This is a genomic window from Paenimyroides baculatum (assembly GCF_008629655.1).
GTDB classification, from domain to species: domain Bacteria; phylum Bacteroidota; class Bacteroidia; order Flavobacteriales; family Flavobacteriaceae; genus Flavobacterium; species Flavobacterium baculatum.
The window spans coordinates 232,796-259,039 of record NZ_VWSG01000003.1; the positions used below are offsets into that span (position 1 = coordinate 232,796).

The following is a 26,244-nucleotide window of genomic DNA, read 5'->3' on the forward strand; positions in this document are numbered from 1 at the left end:
TATTTTACTAAATTTGAAAAAAATCAGATAAATGTTCCAAATTCCATACGAACAAACCGGCTATTTCTCTAAATTAATGATTGATTATCTTTGTAAAAGCAATCAGTTAAGCACTTTATACAACCGTTTTCCTTCCATAGAAAATTTTAAAGACCAGATTTCAGAAAAACAGGCGAACTTTCCTTCAGCAAACAGACAAATACTTGCAAACAGCCTGCAAAATCAATATAAAAACTTTTCAGTATCAGTTGTCACTCAAACCAACATCAACAACCTTAAAAACAACAATACATTTACTGTTGTAACGGGGCATCAGCTGAATTTGTTTACGGGACCACTTTATTTTTTGTACAAAATTGTTTCTACGATTAATTTGTGTAAAGAATTGAAAAAGATGCATCCGGAATACGATTTTGTACCGATTTATTGGATGGCTACGGAAGATCATGATTTTGATGAGATTAATTATTTTAATTTCAACCGAAAGAAATTTCAATGGAATAAAGAGGTTTCAGGTCCGGTTGGCAGATTGAATACCGATGGATTACAGGCAGTTTTTGATCAATTTAAAAAGCATTTACCTTTAGGAAACAATGCCGACGAACTTACCCTTTTGTTTGAAAATGCTTATTTAAAACACAACAATTTAGCCGATGCTACCCGATTTTTAGCTAATGAATTGTTTGGCAACGAAGGTTTGGTTATTGTTGATGGCGATGATGTAGCTTTAAAACAACTTTTTATTCCGCATATTAAGGAAGAATTGAACAACCAGTCGTCTTTTAAGGAAGTCGAGAAAAGTTTTGATATTTTAAAGGATTACATTATTCAGGTAAATCCGCGCGAAATTAATTTGTTTTTTATTGAAGACGGTTTGCGTGAACGTATTGTTTTTGAAGATGATTTATATAAAGTTTTAAATACCGAAATACAGTTTACAAAAGATGAATTGGTGCATTTGGTTGATAGCAATCCGGAAAAATTTAGTCCGAATGTTATTTTGCGTCCGGTGTATCAAGAAGTTATTTTACCAAATTTATGCTACATTGGAGGTGGCGGTGAACTGGCTTACTGGCTAGAACTGAAAGATGTTTTTACGTTGCATAACATAACGTTCCCAATGCTTTTGTTGAGGAATTCTGTTTTATTGGCAACCAAAAAACAAAATCAAAAACGGGAGAAATTAAATCTTTCTTGGGAAGAATTATTTTTAAAAACTGATGATTTCCTACAGAAGAAAACAAAAGATTTTGCTCAACATGTTTTCGATTTTGAACAACAAAAACAGTTTTTACAACAACAGTTTACAGCTTTAAAAGAAGTTACACTGCAAACCGACAAATCGTTTATTGGCGCGATAAATGCACAAGAAGCCAAACAGATTAAAGGTTTAGAGAATTTAGAAAAGCGTTATTTTAAAGCCGAACGCTTAAAAAATCAAGATCAATTGGATAGAATGCTTGATTTGAAAATCGCATTGTTTCCCAACAACAGTCTGCAGGAACGTGTTGATAATTTTTCAACTTTATATGTTGATTATGGTAAAGAAATGATTGATACTTTGTTAGAAAAGCTAAATCCGTTGGATCAGAATTATGCGATAATAACTTTATAAGTTTACACAGATTTATTGTATTTAGATAAGCGTCACTTCGAGTAGCGCACACAGTGAAGCGTATTGAGAAGTTTTTAATAATTGTGAGTTCTCAACAGGTTTGAACTGACGAAGATCTTGTATTTTCTGTTTAACACAAGGTTTTAAATAATTATCCGTGCATCTGTGGTAAAAAAATAAATCTGTAGCAAAAAAAATATATGCACGCATACTTTTTTGTATATTTACCTATCAACCAAATAGTAAAGTATGGATTTTTCTCAAAAAATGTTACGCGACAATGCGTTAAATGATAAAGTTATTATTGTAACAGGCGGTGGCAGTGGTTTAGGTAAAGCCATGACCACCTATTTTTTAGAGTTGGGTGCAAAAGTTGCAATCACTTCACGCGATATTGAAAAACTACAAAATACAGCAACCGAACTGGAACAACAAACCGGCGGAACATGTTTACCAATTGCTTGTGATGTCCGTCATTACGATCAGGTAGAAAATATGCTGCAACAAGTTTTATCGGCGTTTGGTAAAGTTGATGTTTTACTGAACAATGCGGCGGGTAACTTTATCTCGCCTACCGAACGTTTATCTGCAAATGCGTTTGATACCATTATTGATATTGTTTTAAAAGGCAGCAAAAACTGTACACTTGCTTTAGGTAAACATTGGATTGACAAAGGCGAAAAAAACAAAACCGTTTTAAATATTGTTACCACGTATGCTTGGACAGGTTCGGGTTATGTGGTGCCAAGTGCAACAGCAAAAGCCGGTGTGCTGGCAATGACGCGCAGTTTGGCGGTTGAATGGGCAAAATACGGAATACGCATGAATGCCATTGCTCCGGGGCCTTTTCCTACTAAAGGTGCTTGGGACAGATTATTGCCGGGTGAATTAAAAGATCAGTTTGATATTACCAAACAAGTTCCGTTACGACGTGTAGGCGATCATCAGGAATTAGCGAATTTAGCGGCTTATCTGGTTTCAGATTTTTCGCAATACATCAACGGCGAAGTTGTTACGATTGATGGAGGTGAATGGCTGCAAGGTGCCGGCGAATTTAATATGTTGGAAAATATCCCGAAAGAATTATGGGATATGCTGGAACAAATGATAAAAGCTAAAGGGAATAAATAAAAACTGTTTGTTTTTCAATAATGAACAAAATTTAACAAACATGATGATACCTTCTGATAAGGAATATATAGAAACAAAAAAAATAATCCTTGGAACTGATAAAATGAAACCCGGGTTTATTGCTCTGGCAAAATGGATTGACAAAACTTTTGATGTGAAGACAATTAATATTATTTACGACACACTTTATGACGGAAATCCACGTTTGCGGGTTTGTTTTGAATTTGAACAAGAAAAAAATATTTTTTTTGCTAGAGGTATTTCTAATTTTGACAAAAAAAAACAAAAATTAATTGCTGATAAATTTAAAGAGACAATTGAGCTTCAAGATTTAAGTAAACCTAAAAATTCAATATTCAACTTATTCAAATTCAAACAAAATAAAACTTTCCAGACAGAAGATATTTTTGTTACTTATTCTGCATTTGCACCTGTTGCCAAACAAGAAGTGATTTCCAAAATAAGTAAAGAACAGAAAGAAAACTTTATAAATTCATTTAACAACAAAGATATTTGGACTATTTCATGGTTTTTTACAGTTCCAACATTCTTTATGTTTACGGATGAAAAAGTGAAAGAATATGATAACCTTGAATTTAGAAAAATTTGGGCTGACAAATATTTTGAATTTATTAAACCATTTGATGATTTCGACTATTTTAAAAGAGAAGAAATTCTAATTGATTTAGACAGTAAGGAGAATTTTGACAAGAATTATCAAAGCAATTGGTATTACTATTATAAATAAAGACATTAAAGATTCCTTCGGAATGACAAACAAGACGGTAAAAATAAAACGTTATCCTAAAAAGTTCCAATTAAACCAACTCCGTTACCTGTAACAGAAAAATTCCACGTAATGTGTTTCTTTTGGTATTTCTCCCAAGGATTTTCGTATTTCGTTTGTTCAAAACGTTTTATAACCGTTTTAGTACAAAAATAAGCCAGAATTCCACCAAAAGCTACATCGCTTACCCAATGAGCGTTGGCGTACATTCGGCTAGCCATAGTTACCGCAGCACCTGTATAAAAAAGTCCCTTTAACCAAGTTTGTTCTACCCTTTCTGCTAAAACAAATGCCGTTACAAAAGCAATTTGTGAATGTCCTGATGGAAAAGAACTAAATCCCGGATCGTTTATAAAAGGTCTAAATTCGTGATTTCCAAAACCTTCGGTTGGTCGGGATCTACCTACAATTTTTTTCATGGCAGTTTGCAAAACACCCGATGTTGCGTAAGCCGATGTTAGTATCGCTGCCGTTTCTTTTGTCCATTCATCATTAATAATCCAACCGGTTGCATAAAATCCGCCTGCAACAATAACTGCCGCGTAGGGTTTTCCGTTTCGGTATCCGAAATCGCCTAATTTATTGACAAATTTTCCCTGATCTCTGTTCATAAATTCGTTCACAGGTTTATCTGCAAGCGACAATAATGCCGTTCCGCCCAAAGTTGCTCCAAAAGTTAACAGATCATCTTTCTGCCAGCGAACAGGCGATGAAAGCGTGTATAAAAAAGCATCGGTAATTCGAATAATATCCGGTGTTTTCTTGAGCATTGTATATAGCGAATCGGCAAAAACTTCAGTTTCCGTTAAACTATCTTTCGGTAGATTATCAATTTCAAAAGAATTTCGTTCAAAAGTCAATGAATCTGTTTGTGAATAACAGCCTATTCCACAAACAAATAACACAATAAAAATCAATCTTTTAAAATACATTTTTATTTTTTAAAGGTGCAAATATATAAATTGAAACCGTTGCTAAAGGGTCAGCGGTAACGTATTAATGTTAATTTAACGTGAACGCTAAATGTTTAGTATGTTATTATAAATTGAATTTAAACGTAATACACGGTTATTAGCCAAAATCGTCTTAAAAAGACACCATAAAATATATTTAGCATTTTTAGTTAAGATAATTAATTGTATTTTTACACTTCAAATTTTTGTAAAGAAAAAATGGGTAAAATCATTGCTATAGCGAATCAAAAAGGTGGTGTGGGAAAAACCACCACTTCTGTTAATTTAGCCGCATCTTTGGGTGCTTTAGAAAAGAAAGTATTATTGATTGATGCCGATCCGCAAGCAAATGCTACTTCTGGTTTAGGTATTGATGTTGAATCGGTTGAAGCAGGAACTTATCAGATATTAGAGCATACGGTATTACCGCAGGATGCTGCTTTGGAATGTTCGGCTCCGAATGTTGATTTAATTCCGGCGCATATCGATTTGGTTGCTATAGAAATTGAATTAGTAGATAAAGAAAATCGCGAGTACATGCTGAAACAGGCATTGGCTTCGATTAAAGAAGAATACGATTATATTATTATTGACTGTGCACCGTCGTTAGGTTTGCTAACATTGAATGCTTTAACGGCTGCAGATTCTGTTGTGATTCCAATTCAATGCGAATATTTTGCTTTGGAAGGTTTGGGCAAGCTATTGAATACCATTAAAAGTGTTCAAAAAATTCACAACCCGAATTTAGATATCGAAGGATTGCTTTTAACCATGTACGATTCTCGTTTGCGTTTATCGAACCAGGTTGTTGACGAAGTTCAGAAGCATTTTAACGACATGGTTTTTGAAACCGTTATTCAGCGTAACGTAAAATTAAGCGAGGCTCCGTCGTTTGGCGAAAGCATCATTAATTACGATGCAGCAAGTAAAGGTGCAAGCAACTATTTGAGTTTGGCACAGGAAATTATTAAGAAAAACCCTAACAACTAATGGCAAAAGCAGTTAAAAAACAAGCGTTAGGTCGCGGTTTATCGGCACTTTTAAAAGATCCTGCTAACGATATTAAATCAATAGAAGATACAAACGCCGATAAAGTTGTTGGAAATATCATTGAACTGGAACTGGATTTTATCAAGGTAAACCCTTTTCAGCCAAGAACAAATTTTAACGAAGAAACCTTAAAAGAACTTGCAACATCTATTAAAGAATTGGGTGTTATACAGCCTATTACAGTTCGTAAGATCGATTTTAACAAATACGAATTAATTTCGGGTGAGCGTCGTTTACGTGCTTCAAAATTGGCAGGTCTACAGACAATTCCGGCGTATATCCGTATTGCAAACGATAACGAATCGCTTGTTATGGCATTGGTTGAAAACATTCAGCGCCATGATTTAGATCCTATTGAAATTGCGATGTCGTACCAACGATTGATTGACGAAATTCAGCTAACGCAGGAACAAATGAGCGACCGTGTTGGTAAAAAAAGATCGACCATTACCAATTATTTGCGTTTGTTGCGTTTAGATCCTATTATTCAAAGCGGTATCCGCGACGGATTTATTTCTATGGGTCACGGTCGTGCAATCATTAATATTGAAGATCACGAAGTACAAACGGATATCTACCACAAAATCATCAAAGAAAATTTATCTGTTCGCGAAACCGAAGCTTTGGTAAAAGCATATCAGGAAGGTTTGTTGAATACTGGAAGTGTTCCTGTAAAGAAAAAAATCACGTACACGATTTCCGATTCACAACGAAAAATATTTACAGAGTTTTTCGGCGCTAAAGTCGATGTAAAAATTGCAGCAAACGGTAAAGGTGCCATCAATGTACCTTTTCATTCGGCAGAAGATTTAGAACGTATCATTAAACTTTTAAACAAATAGTGTTTTCTAAATTATACATTATTGTTTTTTGTCTGTTTTTTGGAACTGTTTGGGCACAAAACGATACCTTAAAAATGGTTCAGCCCGAAATGCCCAAATTAACCGCACAGGCATTAAATCCTTTGGCTCCGGCTAAAGCGGCTTTTTATTCGGCAATTGTACCGGGTCTGGGTCAGTATTACAACAAAAGTTACTGGAAAATTCCATTGGTTTATGGCGGAATGGGAACCAGTCTGTACTTTTATATTGACAATCAAAGAGCTTACACCGCTGCCCGTGACGAATATAAATTACGCTTGCGTGGTATTGAGCGTACAGACAATCCAAAAGTAGGCTCATACACACAGGATCAGCTGGTTACCGTACAGCGAAATGCACAGCGAAACCGCGATTTATCGTTATTTATTACTATAGGAATTTATATTTTAAATATTGTTGATGCCAATGTAGATGCGCATTTACAACAGTTTAATGTAGATGAAGATTTATCGTTTAAGCCAAATTTAGAATACAATCCGTTAATAAACCAACACCACTTTAACGTTAACGTAAGTTACAGATTTTAATTATGAAAATAGCATTATTAGGCTACGGAAAAATGGGTAAAGAAATTGAAAAAATTGCCTTGCAACGTGGTCACGAAATAGTTTTAAGAAAAACAGAAGAAAACGATTACAGCGGATTGGAACATGCCGATGTGGCAATTGATTTCAGTATCCCTACAGCTGCAACAGAAAATATAAGTACGTGTTTTAATCATAACATTCCGGTAGTTTCTGGTACAACTGGTTGGTTGGAACATTACAACGATATGACGGCTTTATGCCAGGAAAAGAACGGAGCTTTTTTATATGGATCTAACTTTAGCGTAGGTGTCAATTTATTTTTTGAACTGAATTCGTATCTGGCAAAATTAATGGCAAACATTAAAGAGTATAATGTATCGATGGAAGAAATTCATCATACACAAAAATTAGATGCGCCAAGCGGAACAGCTATTTCACTGGCACAAGGAATCATTGCAGAAACAGATTACAAGCAGTGGACAATGGACAATGCAAATGATAACGAAATTTATATCGATGCAAAACGTATTGAAGATGTTCCGGGAACACACAGTGTTTTTTATAAATCAGCCGTTGATGAAATCGAAATAAAACATACCGCATTTTCACGTCAGGGCTTTGCTCTGGGCGCTGTGATTGCAGCCGAATGGATTTTAGGCAAAAAAGGCATCTTTACTATGAAAGATGTTTTGAATTTAGGTTAATTAGTCAAAAAAAATTACTTTCGTTAAAAATATTTAGGTTATGACATTTACACAATGGTTTTTATTTTTCCTTGCAGTTCAGGTAATACATTTTCTGGGCACATGGAAATTATACGTAAAAGCAGGCAGAAAAGCGTGGGAAGCAGCAGTACCTGTTTATAACGCAATTGTTTTAATGCAAATTATTAACCGACCAAAATGGTGGGTTATTCTATTGTTTATTCCTATTGTAAACTTAATCATGTTTCCGGTTGTTTGGGTTGAAACCTTACGCAGTTTCGGAAAAAACTCAACTGTAGACACCATTTTAGGTGTAGTAACTTTAGGCTTTTACGTGTATTACGTAAATTATTTTGAAAACGTTACCTACATACAAAACCGAAGCATAAAACCCAAAACCGAAGCTGGCGAAACCGTAAGTTCTATATTGTTCGCCGTTGTGGTTGCAACCATTATACATACGTTCTTTATACAGCCGTTTACCATACCAACTTCATCGTTAGAAAAAACCTTATTGGTAGGCGATTTCCTATTTGTAAGTAAAGTAAACTATGGTGCGCGCGTTCCACAAACTGCAATTGCTTTCCCAATGGTACATGATACTATTCCGTTGGCAAAAGTAAAATCGTACAGTAAATTTCCACAAATACCTGAAATGCGTTTTCCTGGTTTTGAGAAGCCGGAACACAACGACATTATGGTTTTTAACTGGCCTGTTGATACCATTTCGTATTTTGGTTACAGAGGATCGGAACGTTTTGACAAACCGATGGATAAAAAATCAAACTACGTTAAAAGAACCGTTGGTTTACCGGGTGATAATTTAGAGATTAAAGACGGTGTTTTATACATAAACAATAAAGTATTGGAATTAGGCGATCGTGCTAAAATTCAGTATTCATACGATGTAACAACAAATGGTTCACCATTAGATGTTAATTTCCTAGTTAAGGATTTAGGTGTTACCGATGGTGCAATGCAGATGTCAACAAATACTTATAGAATTTTTGCTTTAACTGAAGAAGGAGCTGAACGTTTAAAACAGCTTTCATCGATAACCGAAGTAAAAAGAAATGTAGAGACACAACCTGAACCTCATCCTTTCAAAACAAATATGTTGGCTATTTTCCCTCACAACAAAGCCTGGAATCGTGACAATTTAGGTCCGATACATATTCCTGCAAAAGGAGAAGTTGTTCAATTAACAACCGAAACATTACCTTTATATAAAGGAATTATTACAGATTACGAACACAACAAGTTAGAAGTTAAAAACGGATCGATCTTTATTAACGACCAACCTGCAACAACATATACTATTCAGCAAGATTATTACTATATGATGGGAGACAACCGTCATAATTCAGAAGACAGCCGTTATTGGGGCTTTGTTCCTGCAGATCATATTGTAGGAAAACCTGTTTTCATCTGGATGAGTATGGATCCTAATGTGCCAATGAGTAAATTGTTCGATAAAATTCGTTGGGATCGTTTGTTTACAACCGTTCACGGCACAGGCAAACCACATTCTTTCTTTATTTATTTCGTAATTATTTTAGTGGGCTGGACAGGTTACAGCTTCGTTAAAAAACGCAAGGCAAAAAAGTATAAATATTAATGAGTATTTTAATACATCCCACCTATTTTCCATCGGTCAGTCATTTTGTGGCAATGCTTCAAGCTCATGCTGTGGTATTCGAGGCAGATGATAATTTCCAGAAACAAACGAACCGCAACCGTATGTACATTTACAGTGCAAACGGTTTGCAGTTGTTAAACATACCTGTTAAACACAGTGCAGAACCGAATCAAAAATACCGCGACGTTAAAATAGAGAACGATTTTAACTGGCAGAAGCAACACTTTAAATCGTTAGAAGCCGGTTACAGAACATCACCTTATTTTGAGTTTTTTGAAGATGATATTCGTCCGATTTTTGAAAAGAAACATTCTTTTTTAATGGATCTGAATCTGGAAATCCATGAAATTGTAACCGATTGCTTAGGTATTAAAATTCCGTACACAAAAACCGAAGAATATTTTAAAGAACCTTCTCAAACCGATTTCAGATACCTTGCAAACGGCAAAAAAGACGAAAACGTTTTTGATTCGTACATTCAGGTTTTTAACGACAAACACGTTTTTTTAAACAATTTAAGTATTTTAGATTTGCTTTTCAACGAAGGAAGACACGCAGTTGATTACTTGAAAAAACAAACTTTGATAAAATAAAACAAGGAGATTTCGATTTGAAATCTCCTTGTTGCTTATATACAAAAGACTTATATATTTGTTAAAAAAGAGTTTTAATAAAATTTTACTTCCTATTTTCGTTAAAACACTTATTTGATTAAAATGATAAAAACACTAATACTATTTCTTTCTCTATTTTTAGCTACTTTTTGCTGGGCACAAACCAAAACCGAAAATGATTTGTATGTTGCGGGGTATATTAATGAAAATATTAATTATCCAATAAGTTGGTTTATTGAATTTAAAACTGATTCTGTTAAACTTATCAATTCAAAAAATGAGTTATTAAGTGTTTTAGCTAATAAAGCTACAAGAGATTCAATAGCAAACGGAATTGCAAAAAAAAATAAACAGTCATTTGTTCTTGAGAATAAGGATGAAGCTGGCTCTATAATAGAATATACCTTTTTTAAAGTAATAAAAGACGTTTCTATTTCTAAAAATGCTTCAGAAGTATTATTAAACAAGACTTTTGAAACACAAATAGACAAAACATTCAGCAGCCCAAACAGCGACCTGCAAATAAAAAAATCATATACCTTCTCAAAAGATTCGCTTTTAATAGTACATAATTATTTTTTAGAAAATAAACTAATGTATGCCGAGAAAGAATTGGTTCCTTATGAATTATTTCAAAAAAAAAAATTCACTGTTTTTGGAAATTAAACTATCAAAAGAAAACGATACCAAAAGACTGTATCAAATTATCAAATTAAACAAAAACACTCTTTCTTTAGTTTATTACGACCAAAGAGAGAAAATTACCGAAACATTTAAAAAATCAACCCTAAAAGATATTCCCAAAAAAGAATTTAGTATTTGTTTAGATAGTCATCCTAAAGAATATTATGCAACTGATCCTGATTATAAATACACTAAAGGAAATAATTACATTTTATCAAAGATAGGTAAAAGCGCACCCTTAACTAAAGGTAACGGATACATAACCATACATTTTACTATTAATTGTGCTAAAGAAATTGGTAGGTTTGGTGTTGAACAAATGGATAGATTGTATAAACCTGCAACTTACAACCCTGATCTTATAAAACATTTAATAAACGAAATAGCTCTTTTAAAAGATTGGCCCGATTTTGTAAAGGATTCTTACCACCATGATATTCACGCGTTTTTAATGTTTAAAATTAAAAATGGTAAAATTGTAGATTTATGTCCATAAAAAACCTATCACTCATATTTTTCGCGATTGTTTTTATTTCTTGTAAATCAAACAAAAGCGAAAATCCGTTTGCACATCTTTCATCCGAAGAACGTTCAAAATTGGCAGATTATTATCATGAAGAGTCTATGAAGTTTAATCCATGGTTTCAAACAGGAAAATTACATCGAATCTATAAAGACAGTGCTTTACTGGCGGTTCCAGATCATGTGGAATATATGCAACGAGCATCGTATTCGTACAAAAAAGCGGGCGAGCACATAAAGGCTATGGAAATGCTTAACAAAGCTGTAGCGATAGATACTACAAACGGAAAAACAACTGCCTTAGAATATAAAGCGTGGAGCATGCTGTATTTTTACCGCGATTACGAAAGCACCATTAAAGATGTTGATAAAGTTATAGAAATAAGTAAAATTCCTCACAAAGCGTGTCATGGTGAATCGTGTTTACTATTAAAAGCTCAAGCATACTATCAATTAGGTGAATATAAAAAAGCAATTGAAACGTTTGATTCCTTATTTACCCTTCTTAAAGAACAAAGTGTAAATCCAAAAGATGACTTTCTAGCTAATTTCTATCTGGCGCGGAGTTATTTTAAATTGAATGATTTAGACAAATCGCTTTTTTATTTAGAAGAACAATTGAGTATGCCCTATAGTGTAAAAGCAGAATTGAACTTTTATGCCGGACAGATTTATGTTTTAAAAAATAATACCGAAAAAGCTAAACAACATTTTTTAAAAGCTAAAGAATTATATCTGCAAAACGATAAAATGAATGAGCCTTATATTGAACGTTTTGATGAAATTTTCATGAATGATATTAATTTAGAAATCAGCAAATTATAGTTATAAAATACGAAATATTTTTTTTATTCATTTATAAAACTATCTTTGCTGGAAATTTAATAATATTTACTTATGAAAAAATTAGTATTTTTCTCAGCATTATTGTCTTTATCTTTAGTTAGTTGTGGTGATGATGATAAACCACAACCAGAACAACAAAAAGACACGCAAACACTTTTAACTGCTAAGTGGAATTTGGTTAAATCTGAATACATTATAAACGGAGTAACAGAAACAGAAGATTTAAAACCGGGTGATTGTGATTATGATTATTACGATTTAAAATCTGGTGGATTAAAAGATGAAATCTCACATGATGAAAGTGATAATTGCTCTACAAGCAACTGGCCTGGAACTTGGGCGTACAATGCAGCAAAAAAACAAGTTACATTAGTTGACAGTGATGATAATTACACATTAGTTACAGAAGTAATTTCAATAAATGCTACTGATTTAAAAATTAAATTAATTTCTGCAGATGGTGAGCCAGCTCCTACTGGTACAGAAGTTTACTTATATTTGAAGAGATAATTCTAAGAAAAAAAAGGATAACTAAATTAGTTATCCTTTTTTTTATCTTTCATATTCAATCGTGCCATTATTGGGAAATGATCCGAATTTTTAAAATCTTTATAAGTTTTAAATTCTTTCACTTCAAACACCTCATCAACCAAAATATAATCAATACGGGCAGGATAATATTTGTAGTTATAGGTTTTTCCGAAACCTTTGCCGGCTTCAACAAACGCATCATTCATATCGCCAATAATGTTTTTATAAACGTATGAAAACGCCGTGTTGTTCATATCGCCACAGATAATTTTATGTCCTTTAAAATCTTCCATGTGCGCCTGAATCAACTCCGACTGCAACTGCTGAACTTTAAACGCCTCGCTTAATCGATTAAAAATTCGTTTTGATTTACTTTCATCGATCTCATTAATATCCGGACTGATATTTACCGACTGCAAATGAATACTGTAAACGCGAATGGTATCCTTATTTTTTACGATATCGGCATAAACCACGTTGTTATCAGAATTTGGCAAAGCGATTTCACCTTCATCAATAATTCGGAATTTAGAAAAAATAGCCTGACCGGTTTTAATATTTTTACCGTGCATAATAATATGTCGGAACTTATAATCGTCTAACTCATAATCTGCCGATTTGGAATATTCCTGAAAACAAATGATATCCGGATTTTGTTCTTCAATAAAACGCTTGATGTTTTCGGCAACATTTTCGTTCGGCATCCAATTAAAAAGATTAAACAATCGAACATTATAACTTAAAACGGTAAAGTCTGATTCTACTAGTTCTTCGTTTGTAGATGTGAACTTATAAAATTTAGTAAAAAACGTGTATCCGATCAAAAAAACAATAATCGATAAAAATACCTGTCTTTTTAGTTGAATTGCCCAATAAACCACAAATACGAGGTTTAGCATTAAAAGTGTGGGCAAAATTAGAGTAAGAACCGACAAAAACGGAAACAGTTTAGGCGCCATAGACGGCAATAAATAGCCCAACAATGTTAGCACAACCAACATTATGTTTAAAATATAGGCTATTTTATTAAACCATTTTAACTGTTTCATCATAAGTTTATTTCTGCTTAAACAAAAACTCTTTCTCTTCCTTGGTAAGGCTGTCGTATCCCGATTTGCTAATTTTGTCTAAGATAATATCTATTTGTTTTTGAACGCTATTATCTGTCGAATTATTTTTTGTTTGATTTATTTTATTGTGAACCGTTCGCAAATTGGTTTTAACTTTTGATTTTTTAAGATTGCTTAAAGAAAATCCTCCCAACCATTTGCCGTAACAGAAACCAAATATACTTCCGCCTAAATGAGCCAGATGTCCGCCAGCATTATCAAAAAATAACTGCAACAAATCAAAACCTAAAAACGCTATCGCGATATAATATATTGCTACGTTTCCAAAAATTATCAGCTGTACACGCATTTTTGGATTATATCCTACAACCGTAAAAAATACCGCCATTACAGCTCCCGATGCTCCTACAACATAACTTTGCAAGCCAAAAATATTGGCTACTAAAAAGTAAAAAATTCCAGCAGCAATGCCCCCTAAAAAATAGGCTTTTAAAAATTGCTTTGAATTAAAAAATGTAAAAAATAGCTGACTAAAAAAATACAGCATTAGCATATTAAACAACAAATGCATAATATCGCTATGCAGAAAACTGTAAGTTACAAATTGCCAAATTCGATAATTAAATATTTTAAAATCGCTAAACAATGCGAATTGCTCGATAATCGTCTTATAAAAACCTGCATCGGCAAACTTTATAAGCATAACAAGAACACTTATTAAACTTACAACAATAAGAAGTTTAATTTCGACTGCAATATTTTTAATATCGAATTTTTGCATAATTTGTTATTTATCCCAACGGAATTGATCGAACTGTTTTTTCTTCCAAAACCACATTAACAAGAAACCAACAAGAGCTCCGCCAATATGTGCAAAATGAGCAATTCCTGTTCCGCCTGATCCAAAAATGGCAGCACCATTAAATCCTAAAACTAAATCTAAAACCAAAACTCCTGGTACAAAATATTTTGCTTTAATTGGTACAGGTATAAAAAGTAAAGCCAAACCAGCATTTGGAAACATAAAAGCAAATGCAACCAATAAACCGTAAATGGCTCCAGAAGCACCAACAGCTACCGATAAATATGATGAAGCAAAACTATCTAATTTTGAAGGAGACAGAAATTGTTGCCAACCGTTATTAATCATACTTTGGTTAAGTGTCTGTATAACTTCATTCTCTTTAATTCCGTTTAAAAGTAAAGTATTTAAACCATCATGAAATTGCCAATAATTAACTGCAGTGTGTAGAATTGCAGCACCTAATCCACACAAAATATAGAAAAGTACAAACTTTTTGCCTCCCCATATTTGTTCCAACACAGATCCGAATGAATACAACGCAAACATATTAAATAATATATGAGGGATACTTCCATGCATAAACATGTGCGTTATTGGCTGCCAAAATTGAAACGCAGGATTTTCGAAATAATATAATGGCAAATAATCTTTTAATATCGGCATAAAAAAATTCGCCGCTAAAAATATTATAACGTTTACAATTAACAATTGTTTTACTACTGGAGTAATCTGATTCATTACATAAATTTTTTATCAATATCTTCTACCTTCATGGTAATAAAAGTAGTTTTGCCAAAGGGCGATGTTTGCGGATCTTCGCATCCAAACAAACTGTTTACAATATTTTCCTGTTCTTTATCGCTTAAATACGTGCCGGTTTTTACCGCCAAACTCTGTGCCAGCGATTTTGCAATTCGGTCGTGCAAAACATCAACATCTGTAGGAGCATCGTCTTGCATATCGTTTAAAAGATCTTCTAAAACAATAGAAACCTCGCTTTCTGTAATCGATACCGGAATACCTAAAATTACAATTTTTTCGTTAGAAATTTCATCGAATAAAAATCCCATTTGCACCAATTCATTCTGCAGATTTTTAAGCAATTCCATTTCGTAAACACCATAGTACAAAGACAAAGGAAACAGTAACTGCTGACTTGCGTTCTGCTTTACCGTGAACGAACGCATGTAATGTTCGTACAAAATTCGCTGATGTGCCCTGCGCTGATCTATGATAATCATGCCCGATTTTATGGGACTGATGATGTATTTTTTTTGAAACTGATACGATTGCTGATGATTTGTGGGTTGCGAAGCATCGTCATCGAACAAAGATCCGGTGATTACTTCTTCATCAAACTGATGATTTGCTGATGTTAGAATGATTTCTTTTGCATCTGAAATACCTTCGTACAAAGTTTCCCAACCGCCCGATTTGTGTTTACGATCTTGAAACGATGCATTGCTTTGAAAGGAACTTCCCGAGTTTTTTGGTTTGACACTTTCGAACGGATTAAAACCAGAACCCATTTGTCCTGCCAGATTACTCCCCGATTTCATACTTTCAAACGGATTGAAAAACGTGTCAATGGCAACCGTTGGTTCGTTAGATTTTGTTCCTTCATAACTGTAAGGAACTTCTAAATCTCCATCTTTCTGAAAATCCAACACCGGCGAAACATTAAACTGACCCAAACTATGTTTAATTGTAGCCCTTAAAATAGCATACAAAGCCTGTTCATCGTCAAACTTAATTTCGGTTTTTGTCGGGTGGATATTTATATCGATACTGTTTGGCGGTAACGTTAAATACAGAAAGTAACTCGGATGTGTACCGTCTTTCAACAAACCTTCAAAAGCAGCCGTAACTGCGTGATGCAGATAGCCACTTTTTATAAATCGATCATTCACAAAAAAGAACTGTTCTCCCCTGCTCTTTTTAGCAAACTCGGGCTTTGCAACAAAACCATGAACCTCAACAATCTCGGTTGTTTCCTGAACAGGAACCAACTTTTCATTGGTTTTTCCGCCGAAAACATTTACGATTCGCTGACGAAAATTAGATGCCGGCAAATTAAACATTTCACTGCCGTTGTTTATAAACGTAAACTGAATATCGTTATGCGCCAATGCCACACGTTCAAATTCATCAATTACATGGCGTAATTCTACCTGATCTGACTTCAAGAAATTTCGTCGTGCCGGAATATTAAAAAACAGGTTTTTAACCGAAAACGATGTTCCGCTTGGAGCCACAACAATTTCTTGTGATGTAATTTTACTTCCTTCAATAATTACATGCGTTCCTAATTCGGCAATATGTTCTTTAGATTTTAATTCTACGTGTGCAATTGCAGCAATAGATGCCAATGCTTCGCCACGAAAACCTTTTGTCTGCAATTGGAATAAATCTTCGGCTATGGAAATTTTAGATGTTGCGTGACGTTCAAAACACATACGCGCATCAATTTCGTTCATTCCCTTACCGTCGTCAATTACCTGGATCAGCGTTTTACCTGCATCTTTAATTACCAGTTTAATGGCTGTTGCTCCTGCATCTACAGCATTTTCGAGTAATTCTTTAACTACCGATGCTGGTCTTTGCACCACTTCGCCAGCGGCAATCTGGTTGGCTACGTGATCGGGCAATAAACGTATAACGCTTGACATGTATTGTTGTACTTTTTTAATGATTTACAAAAATACAATTTTATGTGGGATTATGATTACCGATGCCCTTTGCATAAAGTTAAAGAAAACAAAAAAGCCCTGAAATTTCAGAGCTTTTTTGTTATTTATTTAATGCGATCATTTTTAAAGCGGCAACCGCAGCTTCGGTTCCTTTGTTTCCGTGGATACCTCCACTTCTGTCGATCGACTGTTGTTCGTTATTATCTGTCAGCACACAGAAAATGGTAGGTACATCGTAGATTAAGTTTAAATCTTTAATGCCTTGTGTTACGCCTTCGCAAACAAAATCAAAGTGTTTTGTTTCGCCTTGAATTACACAACCTATTGCAATAACAGCATCAAACTGTTCTAACTGGTGCATTTTTTTGCTTCCAAAAATCAATTCAAAACTTCCTGGAACATTCCAACGTACAATATTTTCAGGCTTCGCCCCACAATCAATCAATACATCGTAAGCACCTTGAAACAAACCGTTGGTAACTTTATCGTTCCATTCCGAAACAACTAAACCAATCTTTAAATCTTTTGCATCAATTAAATCGGCTTTGTTGTATTCTGATAAATTTTTATTAGCTGTAGCCATAATTATTGAGCCATTCCTAAATAAACATCAATATTTGCAGCTTCTACCGAACTTTTGTAATTGTCTTTAATATTGGTAAACAATTTCAACGCTTCGTCTTTCTTACCCAATTCAATAGCCATTAAGCCTGCTTTATAAGCATAACGTGGCGTAGAAAAATCGTTTGGAGTATGTTCTGATGCTTTTTTGTAAAATTCAAAAGCTTCTTGTTGTTGGTTTAATTCTGCAAATGCATCACCAATTGCACCTAACGACATTGCTTTTAAGAACAAATCTTTAGAGTTAAACTGCTCTAAATGCTGAATTGCTTCTTTAAATTTACCCATATTAAGGTACGATGTTCCTGCATAATAATGCGCCAAATTAGCTGCATTTGTTCCGCTGTAAGTATCGGCAATTCCTAAAAAGCCCATTTTACCTTCACCACCATTTAAAGCCAAATTGTATAAAGAATCTGCTGCTTGTCCGTTAATAGCTTGATCGTAATATTGCTGTGCCTGAAACATTTCGTTTGCAGCTTCGTCTTCTTTTGGTTCCAAAATAAAGTTAGTATAACCCAAATAACCAACTGCTACAACAGCCAATGCGCCAATTGCATAAAATACTTTTGACTGGTTTAATGTAAACCAATTTCCTATTTTATTTGCCGATGAATCTAAAGAACTAAAAACTTCTTTGGTTTCACTATGATCGTTTAACACCGCTTGGTGCGCATTTTCTTCTTTTTCTACCTCTGGTTTTTCTGGTTTATAACCTCTTTTATTATATGTTGCCATAACGATGTAAGAATTTTAATCTGCGCAAAAATAGGATTTTTATCTAAATTTAAAAGTCTATTTGTTAGATATTTTTCAGAAATTTGCTTTTTAATTCAATTAATAAAACTGCTTTTGTGAATTTAGAGCAAATACATATCCTTAATTTTAAAAATATTCCCGAAAAAACACTTCATTTTACTAAAAAAATCAACTGTTTTGTAGGAAAAAACGGTCAGGGAAAAACCAACCTGCTCGATGCTATTTATTATTTGGCATTTGGCAAAAGTTATTTTAACCCGGTGGCTTTGCAGAATATTAAGCATAACGAAGATTTTTTTGTGGTTGAAGGTACTTTTAACAAAACCGACAAGCGCGAACAAATTGTGTGCAGTTTAAAAAAAGGACAAAAAAAGGTTTTAAAACGTAACGGAAAAATTTACGATAAGTTTGCCGATCATGTGGGTTTGATTCCGTTAGTTATGATTTCGCCGAGCGATCAGGATTTGATTTCGGAAGGAAGTGAAACCCGCAGAAAGTTTATCGATTTGGTAATTTCACAGCAAAACAGTCAGTATTTGCAGCAGTTGATCCAATATCAGAAAGTGCTGATGCAACGTAACGCTTTATTGAAATATTTTGCTTTAAACCGAGTTTTCGAAACTGATACCTTAACTATTTACAACGAACAACTGCATCATTTAGGAACGGAAATTCATAAGAAACGAAGCGAATTTATTGAAGAGTTTAATCCGATCTTTCAAAAATACCACCAACAGATTACCGGCAATAGCGAATCGGTAGAAATTAAGTACGAAAGTCAGCTACATGAAAAACCTTTAATTGATCTTTTTAATGATTTTTTACAGAAAGACCGTGTGCTGCAATATACATCGGTAGGAATTCATAAAGACGATTTATTGTTTGAAATCAACGGACATTCTATTAAAAAATACGGATCGCAAGGTCAGCAAAAATCCTTATTGATCGCTTTAAAACTGGCACAGTTCGATTTTATAAAGAAACAAAGCGGCGTACTGCCCATTTTATTGTTCGATGATATTTTTGATAAGTTGGATGCCGATAGAGTGCAACAGATTATTGAAATGGTAAATAATGCTACTTTTGGTCAGCTTTTTATTACCGATACACATGAAGATCGAACGGAACTTATTGTAAAATCGACCAATTTAGATTACGAAATTTTTAAAATATCTAACTAAACAAAAAGGGTTTTTCGTTTATTTGTACAAATTTTCAACTATGCAGTTCAATCAGTCTTTAAAAAATTACAATACGTTTGGGATCAGTGTAAATGCAGCCGCTTTTGTTGATATTACTTCGGTAGATCAGTTAAAACAGGTCATTCAGCAAAATAGCAATAAACTGCCTCTATTTATTTTAAGCGGCGGAAGCAATATGCTGCTTACAAAGGATGTTGATGCGCTTGTTTTACATTTAAACACCAAAGGAATTGAAGTTGTGAACGAAGACCATGATTTTGTTTGGATACAAGCACAAGCAGGCGAAATTTGGCACGACTTTGTTTTGAACACGGTTAACAGAAATTTAGGTGGATTGGAAAATTTATCGCTGATTCCCGGTAAAGTTGGATCCTCTCCTATTCAGAACATTGGTGCGTATGGCGTGGAAATTAAAGATACTTTTCACAACTTAACTGCCTTGAATCTGGAAACTTTGCAAATTGAAATTTTTTCAAATACCGATTGTGAATTCGGGTATCGCGAAAGTGTTTTCAAAAACAAGCTGAAAGATAAATACATTATTACATCGGTTACTTTTAAACTAAAAAAAGCAACACATATTCTGCATACATCATACGGAGCCATTCAACAAGAATTGGATACGCAAAATATTTCGAACCCAACGATTAAAGATGTAAGCAATGCGGTAATCGTAATCCGTCAGTCGAAATTACCAGATCCAAAAGAAATTGGAAACAGCGGAAGTTTCTTTAAAAATCCTGTGATCGATAAAAGCTTTTATCAATCATTATTAGAAAAAAATCCGGATATTCCACATTATCCTGTAAATGATACTCAAGTTAAAGTTCCTGCGGGCTGGTTAATTGAACAAGCTGGTTTAAAAGGCTACCGCAAAGGCGATGCCGGCGTACATACAAAACAGGCTTTGGTGTTGGTTAATTATGGCAACGCAACCGGCGAAGAACTAATTAATCTGGCTAAATACGTGCAAGCAACTGTTTTGCAGAAATTCGGTATTGAAATTAACCCCGAAGTGAATATTATTTAATTTTTAAACTTGTAGTTCGTTAACATTTAAAGTATTTTTGCAGCTATTTAAAACACCCTATGGCATTAACACTACTTTATATTTTAGCAGGTTTATTTATTGTTTTACTGGTATATTATTTAGGCATTTTCGCAGGATCTATATTCAGCAAACCGCACGAAACCAACGCCAAACGCATACCGGTTTCGGTAATTGTATATGCTAAAAACAACAGTGCCGAACTGCTTAATTTACTGCCTGTTTTACTCAATCAGAATTACCATCAGTTTGAACTGGTTTTGGTAAACAACGCTTCTACCGATGATACGTTACATTTAATTAAAGAATATGCGTTAATGTACCCGAACATTAGAATTGTTGATGTGGTGAACAACGAAACTTTTTGGGGAAATAAAAAATATGCTATTACTTTGGCAATTAAAGCCAGCAAATACGAATATTTGGTTTGCATTGATGCCGATAAAAAAATACATTCTAACAACTGGCTGGTTCAGTTAACATCGCATTTCACATTAAACAAAACCATTATTTTAGGATCGTTTTTTTACAGAAAACAAAAAGGATTCTTCAACAAATACTTGCGGTTTTTTCATACCATGCAGCAAATTCAGTCGGTTGCTTGGACAAAAATAAGTCAGCCTTACAGTTTAAATTTGCAGCAAATCGCCTTTAAAAAAGAAGATTTTTACAACGTAAACGGGTTTATCAGCCACATGCAGAAACCTTTCTTTATGGACGAATATCTGGTGAACGATGCGTCAACATCAAAAAACACCACGATTTGCGAACATCCCGATGCCATGATTGAAACCGAATCGCTAAATCGTGCCGATTTCAAAATCTTTAAAAATCAGCAAATCAAACTATTATCAAACTTTAAAGGATCAGCAGCATTTAAAATCAAACTTTTTAATTTGTTTCAATTTTTGTTTTTTGTTATTGCAATTGCATCGTTCATAACCCTTGAATATTGGTACGTAACGCTTGCAATTGTGCTTTTACGCTACCTGATTATCTGGATATTGTTTGCAAAAGCAGCCAAAAAATTCCGTTACAACGATCTTGCTTTTTACTTTCCTTTATTCGATTTGTTTTATATCTTTATGCAGATTCAACTATTTTTAGGAAATCTTTTCAAAAAATCAACAACGTAGCGTGGGACAAAAACCGGCAAGTGAAATCGCAGTTTTAATAGAAAATGCAAAAACAGGAAGTCAGACTGCTTTTACTGCCCTGTTGGATATTTATTGGACAGAAGTGTATCATTTTATATTGAAGAGAACCGAAAATGAAACCGATGCCGAAGATATTACCATTGAAACTTTTGCCAAAGCTTTTGATAAACTTACACAATACAAAACCGAATTTGCATTTAACACATGGCTAATTGCCATTGCAAAAAATGTTCATATTGATTTAATTAGAAAGCGAAAAAGCAATGATATTGTCAATTTAAACGAAAACGAGGAATATTTGTTTGATACCCTTGCTGATGACGATACGCTGGAAGATCAGTTGATTTACGAACAAAATTTGGCGACGTTAAAACTTTGTATTAAACAGTTAAAACCTCATTATCAGCAGATTATTCAGTTGCGTTATTTTCAGGAACGAAGTTATAACGAAATTGCCGAAATAATCAATGAACCTTTAAACAACGTAAAAATTAAGATTTTGCGTGCCAAAAAACTGTTGACTGAATTGATTAAAAAGCAAAACGAGTAGTTATGGTTGAACTATTCAAAGCGCATTTAGAAAAATTTGTTTCGATAACAGATGCTGAATTCTCGGAAATAATCTCTTTTTTTGATGTAAGATTGGTTCGCAAAAAGGAAAATCTTTTGGAAGAAGGACAAATCTGCAAAGAACATTTTTTTGTTTTAAAGGGAATTTTACGCAAATTCTATATCAACGAAAAAGGATCTGAACAAACTACCGAATTTGCTATTGAAAACTGGTGGATCACAGATAATATGGCGTACGAACATCAATCTCAAACCGATTTTTACATTCAGGCAGTAGAAAAAACAGAGCTTTTAGTCATCAGTCAAAAAAATCAGGAATTGCTTTTAAGTCAATTTCCACAATTAGAAAGGTATTTCCGGTTTGTTTATCAGCGTGCTTACGCAGCTACACAAATGCGCATAAAGTATATTTTTTCGCTTGCCAAAGATGAATTTTATTTTCAGCTTTTAAAGAAACATCCCGAATTTGTTCAGCGTGTTCCGCAATATTTAATCGCATCTTTTTTAGGTTTTACTCCCGAATATTTAAGTGAAATTCGCAAGAAAAATCTTTCTTAAACCTGTTTAAGTTTTTGCATAAAACTGTTTCTCAACTTTGTATCAGATAAAAAACTAAGAAATCATGACAAAACGTATTAACATTAACAAAGTAGCGCCACAGGCTTTCAAAGCTATGTTTGGTTTAGAAACTTTTCTTGCAGGTGCAGAAATCTCAAAAACATTAAAAGAATTGATAAAAATTCGCGCTTCGCAAATAAACGACTGTGCTTATTGTATTGATATGCACACAAAAGACGCACTGAAAAACGGCGAAACCAATCAACGTATTTTTCTATTGAGTGCTTGGAAAGAAGCGAAATCTTTCTTTACAGAAGAAGAACAGGCGGTTTTGGTAATGACCGAAGAAATTACATTGATCAGCCAAAATGGTTTGAGCGAAGAGGCTTATGAAAATGCTTCAAAATTCTTTAGCGAAAATCAGATTGCTGAAATCATTATGGCAATTGTAACCATTAACGCATGGAACCGAATTGCAGTGAGCACGCATTTGCAGGTTGGGGAGTTTTAATAAACCGTAAGTTTCATCCCAAACTTGATTTGGAATCTCATTATATTTCACAAAAAATCCAATCAGCTGATCGGATTTTTTTATTTCAATAAAGTTTGTTTTAACTCTTGTAATGTAACGTTTTGTTGTTCGCCTGAAATTAAGTTTTTTAAACCAAAAATATTTTGTTGCATTTCGGTTTCACCAACAATAACAGCATATTTAATTCCTTTTTTCTCGGCAAACTGAAATTGTTTTGCCATTTTAGCTTTATCGGGATACAATTCAGCATTCACTCCGGCTTCACGCAATTCACGAATAACTTTTAAGCAGTATTTAGCTTCATTATCGCCAAAATTTAAGAACAAAACATCGGTAACATTTGATACGGTTTCAGGAAAAACATTCAATTCTTCAATAACCAGATAAATTCTGTCTAAACCAAACGAAATACCTACACCACTCATATTTTTCAAACCGAAAATTCCTGTCAAATCATCGTAACGACCACCGCCACCGATTGATCCCAACTTAACGGTTTCTGGTGCGGCAACTTCAAAAATGGCTCCGGTATAATAATTTAAACCACGCGCCAATGTAACATCTAAATTTAATGTTGCTGATTTTAATCCTAATTCTTCTACGGTTTCGCAGATAAATGTCAGCTCGTCTACACCTTTAGTTCCTTCAACCGATGATGCTAACAATTCACGTAATTGATTCAGTTTTTCGGTTAACGATCCATTAAAATTGAATAACGGTTGTACTTCAAACAAAGCTTCTTCAGAAATTCCTTTAGCCAACATTTCTGCCTTAACGCCATCTTCACCAATTTTGTCTAATTTATCTAAAGCAACGGTAAAATCAATCAGCTTGTCGCTTGCACCAATAACTTCGGCAATACCCGACAATATTTTTCGGTTGTTGATTTTTATAGTAACGCCCTCAACCTTTAAATCGCTAAAAACGGCATCGTACAACTGCACCAATTCTACTTCTTGCCATAATGATGTTGATCCAACAACATCGGCATCGCACTGATAAAATTCGCGGAAACGACCTTTTTGCGGACGATCGGCACGCCAAACCGGCTGAATCTGATATCTTTTAAAAGGAAACTCCAATTCGTTTTGATGCTGAACTACGAAACGAGCAAACGGAACCGTTAAATCGTAACGCAACGCTTTTTCGGAAATATAATTTCCTACATATTTCGTTCCTAATTTATAATAAAACTCACCAAATATAGAAACACCTACAGATTTTTCATTTTTTTCTAAATCTTCAATATTTGAATATGTATCAGTATAATTCTTTAAGTAAAACCAAAGATCTTTAGAAAATTGAATTTCATTAATCTTATTTTCACTTCCAAAAATCTTATTAAATCTCTCCTTTATAATTTTTGGTAAATTTTCGTTTATGAAATAATTATATTTTTCACCTAAATAGAATTCAAATCCATTTTCTTTCAAATTACTGATGTGCGAAGACAAAATATCTAATATAATTTCAATCAGAAATTTATTATACTTCTCTAAAAAATCGCCTGAATTTAAAATCTTAAAAATTAAACGGTCGCCTTCTTCCCCATATTTTCCCATTAAGGTTTCAGAATTTTCAAACGAAGGTGTTTCAATTGGTTGAAAACCGTTGCGTTCAAAATGCTTTTTTATAACAGATATGATGTATTGACGCTTTGCTACTTCAATCGGAGAAAAATCTCTGGTTCCTTTTGGAATACTTGGTTTTTGTGCCATTTTAATTTTTGTTTTTAATATCAAGTGTCCTGCAAGGTTTTTGAAACCTTGTAGGCTTTCTTGTTGAGTTCATACCTACAAGGTCATGAAGACCTTGCAGGATAATTTGTTTTTGCAAATATAATAGTTATAGTCTGAAAGTTGTAACGTCGAAAGTCGAAAGTTTACTTGATTGGGAAGTCCGCCTTCATCATTCGGTCGTTCTGTATAAAATCTTTTTTTAGTTCGATTGATTTGAAATATTCCGAAACCATTTCTTGCATTTCATTACTCAAATATTGATTGATCTCGAAAAACAACATTCCTTTTTCATTCAAACTTTTATGTGCTAATTGTGCAATTTTTCGATAAAAAATCAACGGATCGTTATCGTCAACAAACAAAGCCAAATGCGGTTCGTGTTGCAAAACATTTTCGTTTATTTCTGCTTTTTCTAAATTTCGAACATACGGTGGATTTGAAATAATGATATCATAATCATCTAATTTTTCTGTCTGCAAAATATCCTGCTGAATAAAAGTAATAGCAGCCTGCAAGTTCACTGCATTTTCTTGCGCAATTTTTAAAGCTTCAACCGAAACATCTATCGCGGAAACAATTGCCAACGGAAATTCCTTTTTAATGGTTATAGGAATACAACCCGAGCCGGTTCCAATATCCAACACACGCCAGTTTTTTTGCGGTTGTTTTTTCATTTCGGTTAAAACCCAATCTACCAACTCTTCAGTTTCTGGTCGTGGAATTAATGTTGCAGGCGAAACCTTAAAATCGTATCCAAAAAAATTAGCCTGTTGCGTAATATATTGAATGGGTTCATTATCTTGCAAACGATTGAAAACTTCGTCTATTTTTTGCTGATTTTCAACTAAAACCGAATCATTTCCATTCAAAACAACATCGGCTTTATTGTAATTCAACACAAATTCCATTGTCATATAAAACAAATTTAACCGCTCTGTTTCATCATAAAAAGCAGGAAGTTGGTTTAGAAATCGTTTTTTATAATCGTTTACCGTCATCTTTTTTTAAT

The 26,244-nt window shown here is 33.8% G+C and carries 28 protein-coding genes; 19 read left to right on the plus strand and 9 right to left on the minus strand.

The features are described from left to right. The first annotated feature begins 31 nt into the window (after positions 1-31). The 3 genes from bshC (at position 32) to F0460_RS05635 (ending at position 3,494) form a co-directional block, all read left to right on the plus strand. Complete coding sequence (gene bshC, locus F0460_RS05625; protein WP_150011125.1) at positions 32-1,615, plus strand: bacillithiol biosynthesis cysteine-adding enzyme BshC; 1,584 nt, start codon at positions 32-34, stop codon at positions 1,613-1,615. A 249-nt stretch (positions 1,616-1,864) separates the two neighbouring features. Beyond that, positions 1,865-2,746, plus strand: coding sequence for an SDR family oxidoreductase (locus F0460_RS05630; RefSeq protein WP_190304102.1), 882 nt, complete (start codon positions 1,865-1,867; stop codon positions 2,744-2,746). A gap of 40 nt (positions 2,747-2,786) precedes the next feature. Then, on the plus strand, positions 2,787-3,494 hold the full coding sequence (locus F0460_RS05635; RefSeq protein WP_150011127.1) for a hypothetical protein: 708 nt from the start codon (positions 2,787-2,789) through the stop codon (positions 3,492-3,494). Between the two features lie 56 nt (positions 3,495-3,550). Here the strand turns inward: F0460_RS05635 and F0460_RS05640 are convergent, their stop codons facing one another. Then, a complete protein-coding gene (locus tag F0460_RS05640; RefSeq protein WP_150011129.1) occupies positions 3,551-4,465 on the minus strand; it encodes a phosphatase PAP2 family protein in 915 nt (304 codons plus the stop codon). A gap of 240 nt (positions 4,466-4,705) precedes the next feature. Here F0460_RS05640 and F0460_RS05645 point away from each other — a divergent pair, with 240 nt between their 5' ends. The 10 genes from F0460_RS05645 (at position 4,706) to F0460_RS05690 (ending at position 12,463) form a co-directional block, all read left to right on the plus strand. Beyond that, positions 4,706-5,476, plus strand: coding sequence for a ParA family protein (locus F0460_RS05645; protein WP_150011131.1), 771 nt, complete (start codon positions 4,706-4,708; stop codon positions 5,474-5,476). Next, a complete protein-coding gene (locus tag F0460_RS05650; protein WP_150011133.1) occupies positions 5,476-6,378 on the plus strand; it encodes a ParB/RepB/Spo0J family partition protein in 903 nt (300 codons plus the stop codon). Before F0460_RS05645 ends, F0460_RS05650 begins: the two co-directional genes overlap by 1 nt. Next, positions 6,378-6,944, plus strand: coding sequence for a DUF5683 domain-containing protein (locus F0460_RS05655; protein WP_150011135.1), 567 nt, complete (start codon positions 6,378-6,380; stop codon positions 6,942-6,944). Before F0460_RS05650 ends, F0460_RS05655 begins: the two co-directional genes overlap by 1 nt. 2 nt (positions 6,945-6,946) lie before the next feature. Continuing rightward, complete coding sequence (dapB, locus tag F0460_RS05660) at positions 6,947-7,648, plus strand: 4-hydroxy-tetrahydrodipicolinate reductase (protein ID WP_150011137.1); 702 nt, start codon at positions 6,947-6,949, stop codon at positions 7,646-7,648. A 40-nt stretch (positions 7,649-7,688) separates the two neighbouring features. Further along, complete coding sequence (lepB, locus tag F0460_RS05665; protein ID WP_150011139.1) at positions 7,689-9,266, plus strand: signal peptidase I; 1,578 nt, start codon at positions 7,689-7,691, stop codon at positions 9,264-9,266. Then, on the plus strand, positions 9,266-9,880 hold the full coding sequence (locus F0460_RS05670; protein WP_150011141.1) for a WbqC family protein: 615 nt from the start codon (positions 9,266-9,268) through the stop codon (positions 9,878-9,880). The genes lepB and F0460_RS05670 overlap by 1 nt, the downstream gene beginning before the upstream one ends. Positions 9,881-10,003: 123 nt before the next feature. Continuing rightward, positions 10,004-10,567 (plus strand): hypothetical protein, encoded by a 564-nt coding sequence (locus F0460_RS05675; RefSeq protein WP_150011143.1) that lies wholly within the window; start codon positions 10,004-10,006, stop codon positions 10,565-10,567. After that, complete coding sequence (locus F0460_RS05680) at positions 10,557-11,081, plus strand: hypothetical protein (RefSeq protein ID WP_150011145.1); 525 nt, start codon at positions 10,557-10,559, stop codon at positions 11,079-11,081. The genes F0460_RS05675 and F0460_RS05680 overlap by 11 nt, the downstream gene beginning before the upstream one ends. Beyond that, positions 11,072-11,932: a tetratricopeptide repeat protein gene (locus tag F0460_RS05685; protein WP_150011147.1), complete on the plus strand. Its 861-nt coding sequence runs from the start codon at positions 11,072-11,074 to the stop codon at positions 11,930-11,932. Before F0460_RS05680 ends, F0460_RS05685 begins: the two co-directional genes overlap by 10 nt. 72 nt (positions 11,933-12,004) lie before the next feature. Next, positions 12,005-12,463, plus strand: coding sequence for a lipocalin family protein (locus F0460_RS05690; RefSeq protein ID WP_150011149.1), 459 nt, complete (start codon positions 12,005-12,007; stop codon positions 12,461-12,463). Positions 12,464-12,489: 26 nt separating this feature from the next. Here the strand turns inward: F0460_RS05690 and F0460_RS05695 are convergent, their stop codons facing one another. From F0460_RS05695 to F0460_RS05720, 6 genes are all read right to left on the minus strand, one after another. Beyond that, positions 12,490-13,533, minus strand: a complete 1,044-nt coding sequence (locus F0460_RS05695) for an endonuclease/exonuclease/phosphatase family protein (protein WP_150011424.1) — start codon at positions 13,531-13,533, stop codon at positions 12,490-12,492. 7 nt (positions 13,534-13,540) lie between these two features. Beyond that, on the minus strand, positions 13,541-14,335 hold the full coding sequence (locus F0460_RS05700) for a rhomboid family protein (protein WP_150011151.1): 795 nt from the start codon (positions 14,333-14,335) through the stop codon (positions 13,541-13,543). A 6-nt stretch (positions 14,336-14,341) separates the two neighbouring features. Continuing rightward, entirely contained in the window at positions 14,342-15,097 is a 756-nt protein-coding gene (locus F0460_RS05705; RefSeq protein ID WP_150011153.1) for a rhomboid family intramembrane serine protease, read from the minus strand. After that, a complete protein-coding gene (gene mutL / locus F0460_RS05710; RefSeq protein ID WP_150011155.1) occupies positions 15,097-17,028 on the minus strand; it encodes a DNA mismatch repair endonuclease MutL in 1,932 nt (643 codons plus the stop codon). The genes F0460_RS05705 and mutL overlap by 1 nt, the downstream gene beginning before the upstream one ends. A 121-nt stretch (positions 17,029-17,149) precedes the next feature. Continuing rightward, positions 17,150-17,632: a 6,7-dimethyl-8-ribityllumazine synthase gene (ribH, locus tag F0460_RS05715; protein WP_150011157.1), complete on the minus strand. Its 483-nt coding sequence runs from the start codon at positions 17,630-17,632 to the stop codon at positions 17,150-17,152. A 2-nt stretch (positions 17,633-17,634) separates the two neighbouring features. Then, entirely contained in the window at positions 17,635-18,408 is a 774-nt protein-coding gene (locus F0460_RS05720; protein WP_150011159.1) for a tetratricopeptide repeat protein, read from the minus strand. 116 nt (positions 18,409-18,524) lie between these two features. On the opposite strand from F0460_RS05720, the gene recF reads away from it, so the two are divergent. From recF to F0460_RS05750, 6 genes are all read left to right on the plus strand, one after another. Continuing rightward, complete coding sequence (gene recF, locus F0460_RS05725) at positions 18,525-19,610, plus strand: DNA replication/repair protein RecF (protein ID WP_150011161.1); 1,086 nt, start codon at positions 18,525-18,527, stop codon at positions 19,608-19,610. Between the two features lie 40 nt (positions 19,611-19,650). Next, positions 19,651-20,661, plus strand: a complete 1,011-nt coding sequence (gene murB / locus F0460_RS05730; RefSeq protein ID WP_150011163.1) for a UDP-N-acetylmuramate dehydrogenase — start codon at positions 19,651-19,653, stop codon at positions 20,659-20,661. 59 nt (positions 20,662-20,720) lie between these two features. Then, positions 20,721-21,815 (plus strand): glycosyltransferase, encoded by a 1,095-nt coding sequence (locus F0460_RS05735; RefSeq protein WP_150011165.1) that lies wholly within the window; start codon positions 20,721-20,723, stop codon positions 21,813-21,815. A gap of 1 nt (position 21,816) precedes the next feature. Next, positions 21,817-22,386, plus strand: a complete 570-nt coding sequence (locus F0460_RS05740) for an RNA polymerase sigma factor (protein ID WP_223810772.1) — start codon at positions 21,817-21,819, stop codon at positions 22,384-22,386. A 2-nt stretch (positions 22,387-22,388) separates the two neighbouring features. Continuing rightward, positions 22,389-22,964 carry a Crp/Fnr family transcriptional regulator gene (locus F0460_RS05745; protein ID WP_150011167.1) on the plus strand — a complete coding sequence of 192 codons (576 nt, stop codon included), beginning with the start codon at positions 22,389-22,391 and terminating at the stop codon, positions 22,962-22,964. 64 nt (positions 22,965-23,028) lie between these two features. Further along, positions 23,029-23,475 carry a carboxymuconolactone decarboxylase family protein gene (locus F0460_RS05750; protein ID WP_150011169.1) on the plus strand — a complete coding sequence of 149 codons (447 nt, stop codon included), beginning with the start codon at positions 23,029-23,031 and terminating at the stop codon, positions 23,473-23,475. A gap of 80 nt (positions 23,476-23,555) precedes the next feature. Here F0460_RS05750 and hisS read toward each other — a convergent pair whose 3' ends face one another. Next, the gene (hisS, locus tag F0460_RS05755; protein WP_150011171.1) at positions 23,556-25,214 is read right to left on the minus strand and encodes a histidine--tRNA ligase; all 1,659 of its coding nucleotides are present in this window, start codon (positions 25,212-25,214) and stop codon (positions 23,556-23,558) included. A gap of 164 nt (positions 25,215-25,378) precedes the next feature. Then, positions 25,379-26,233 carry a peptide chain release factor N(5)-glutamine methyltransferase gene (gene prmC / locus F0460_RS05760; protein WP_150011173.1) on the minus strand — a complete coding sequence of 285 codons (855 nt, stop codon included), beginning with the start codon at positions 26,231-26,233 and terminating at the stop codon, positions 25,379-25,381. Positions 26,234-26,244: the final 11 nt, after the last annotated feature.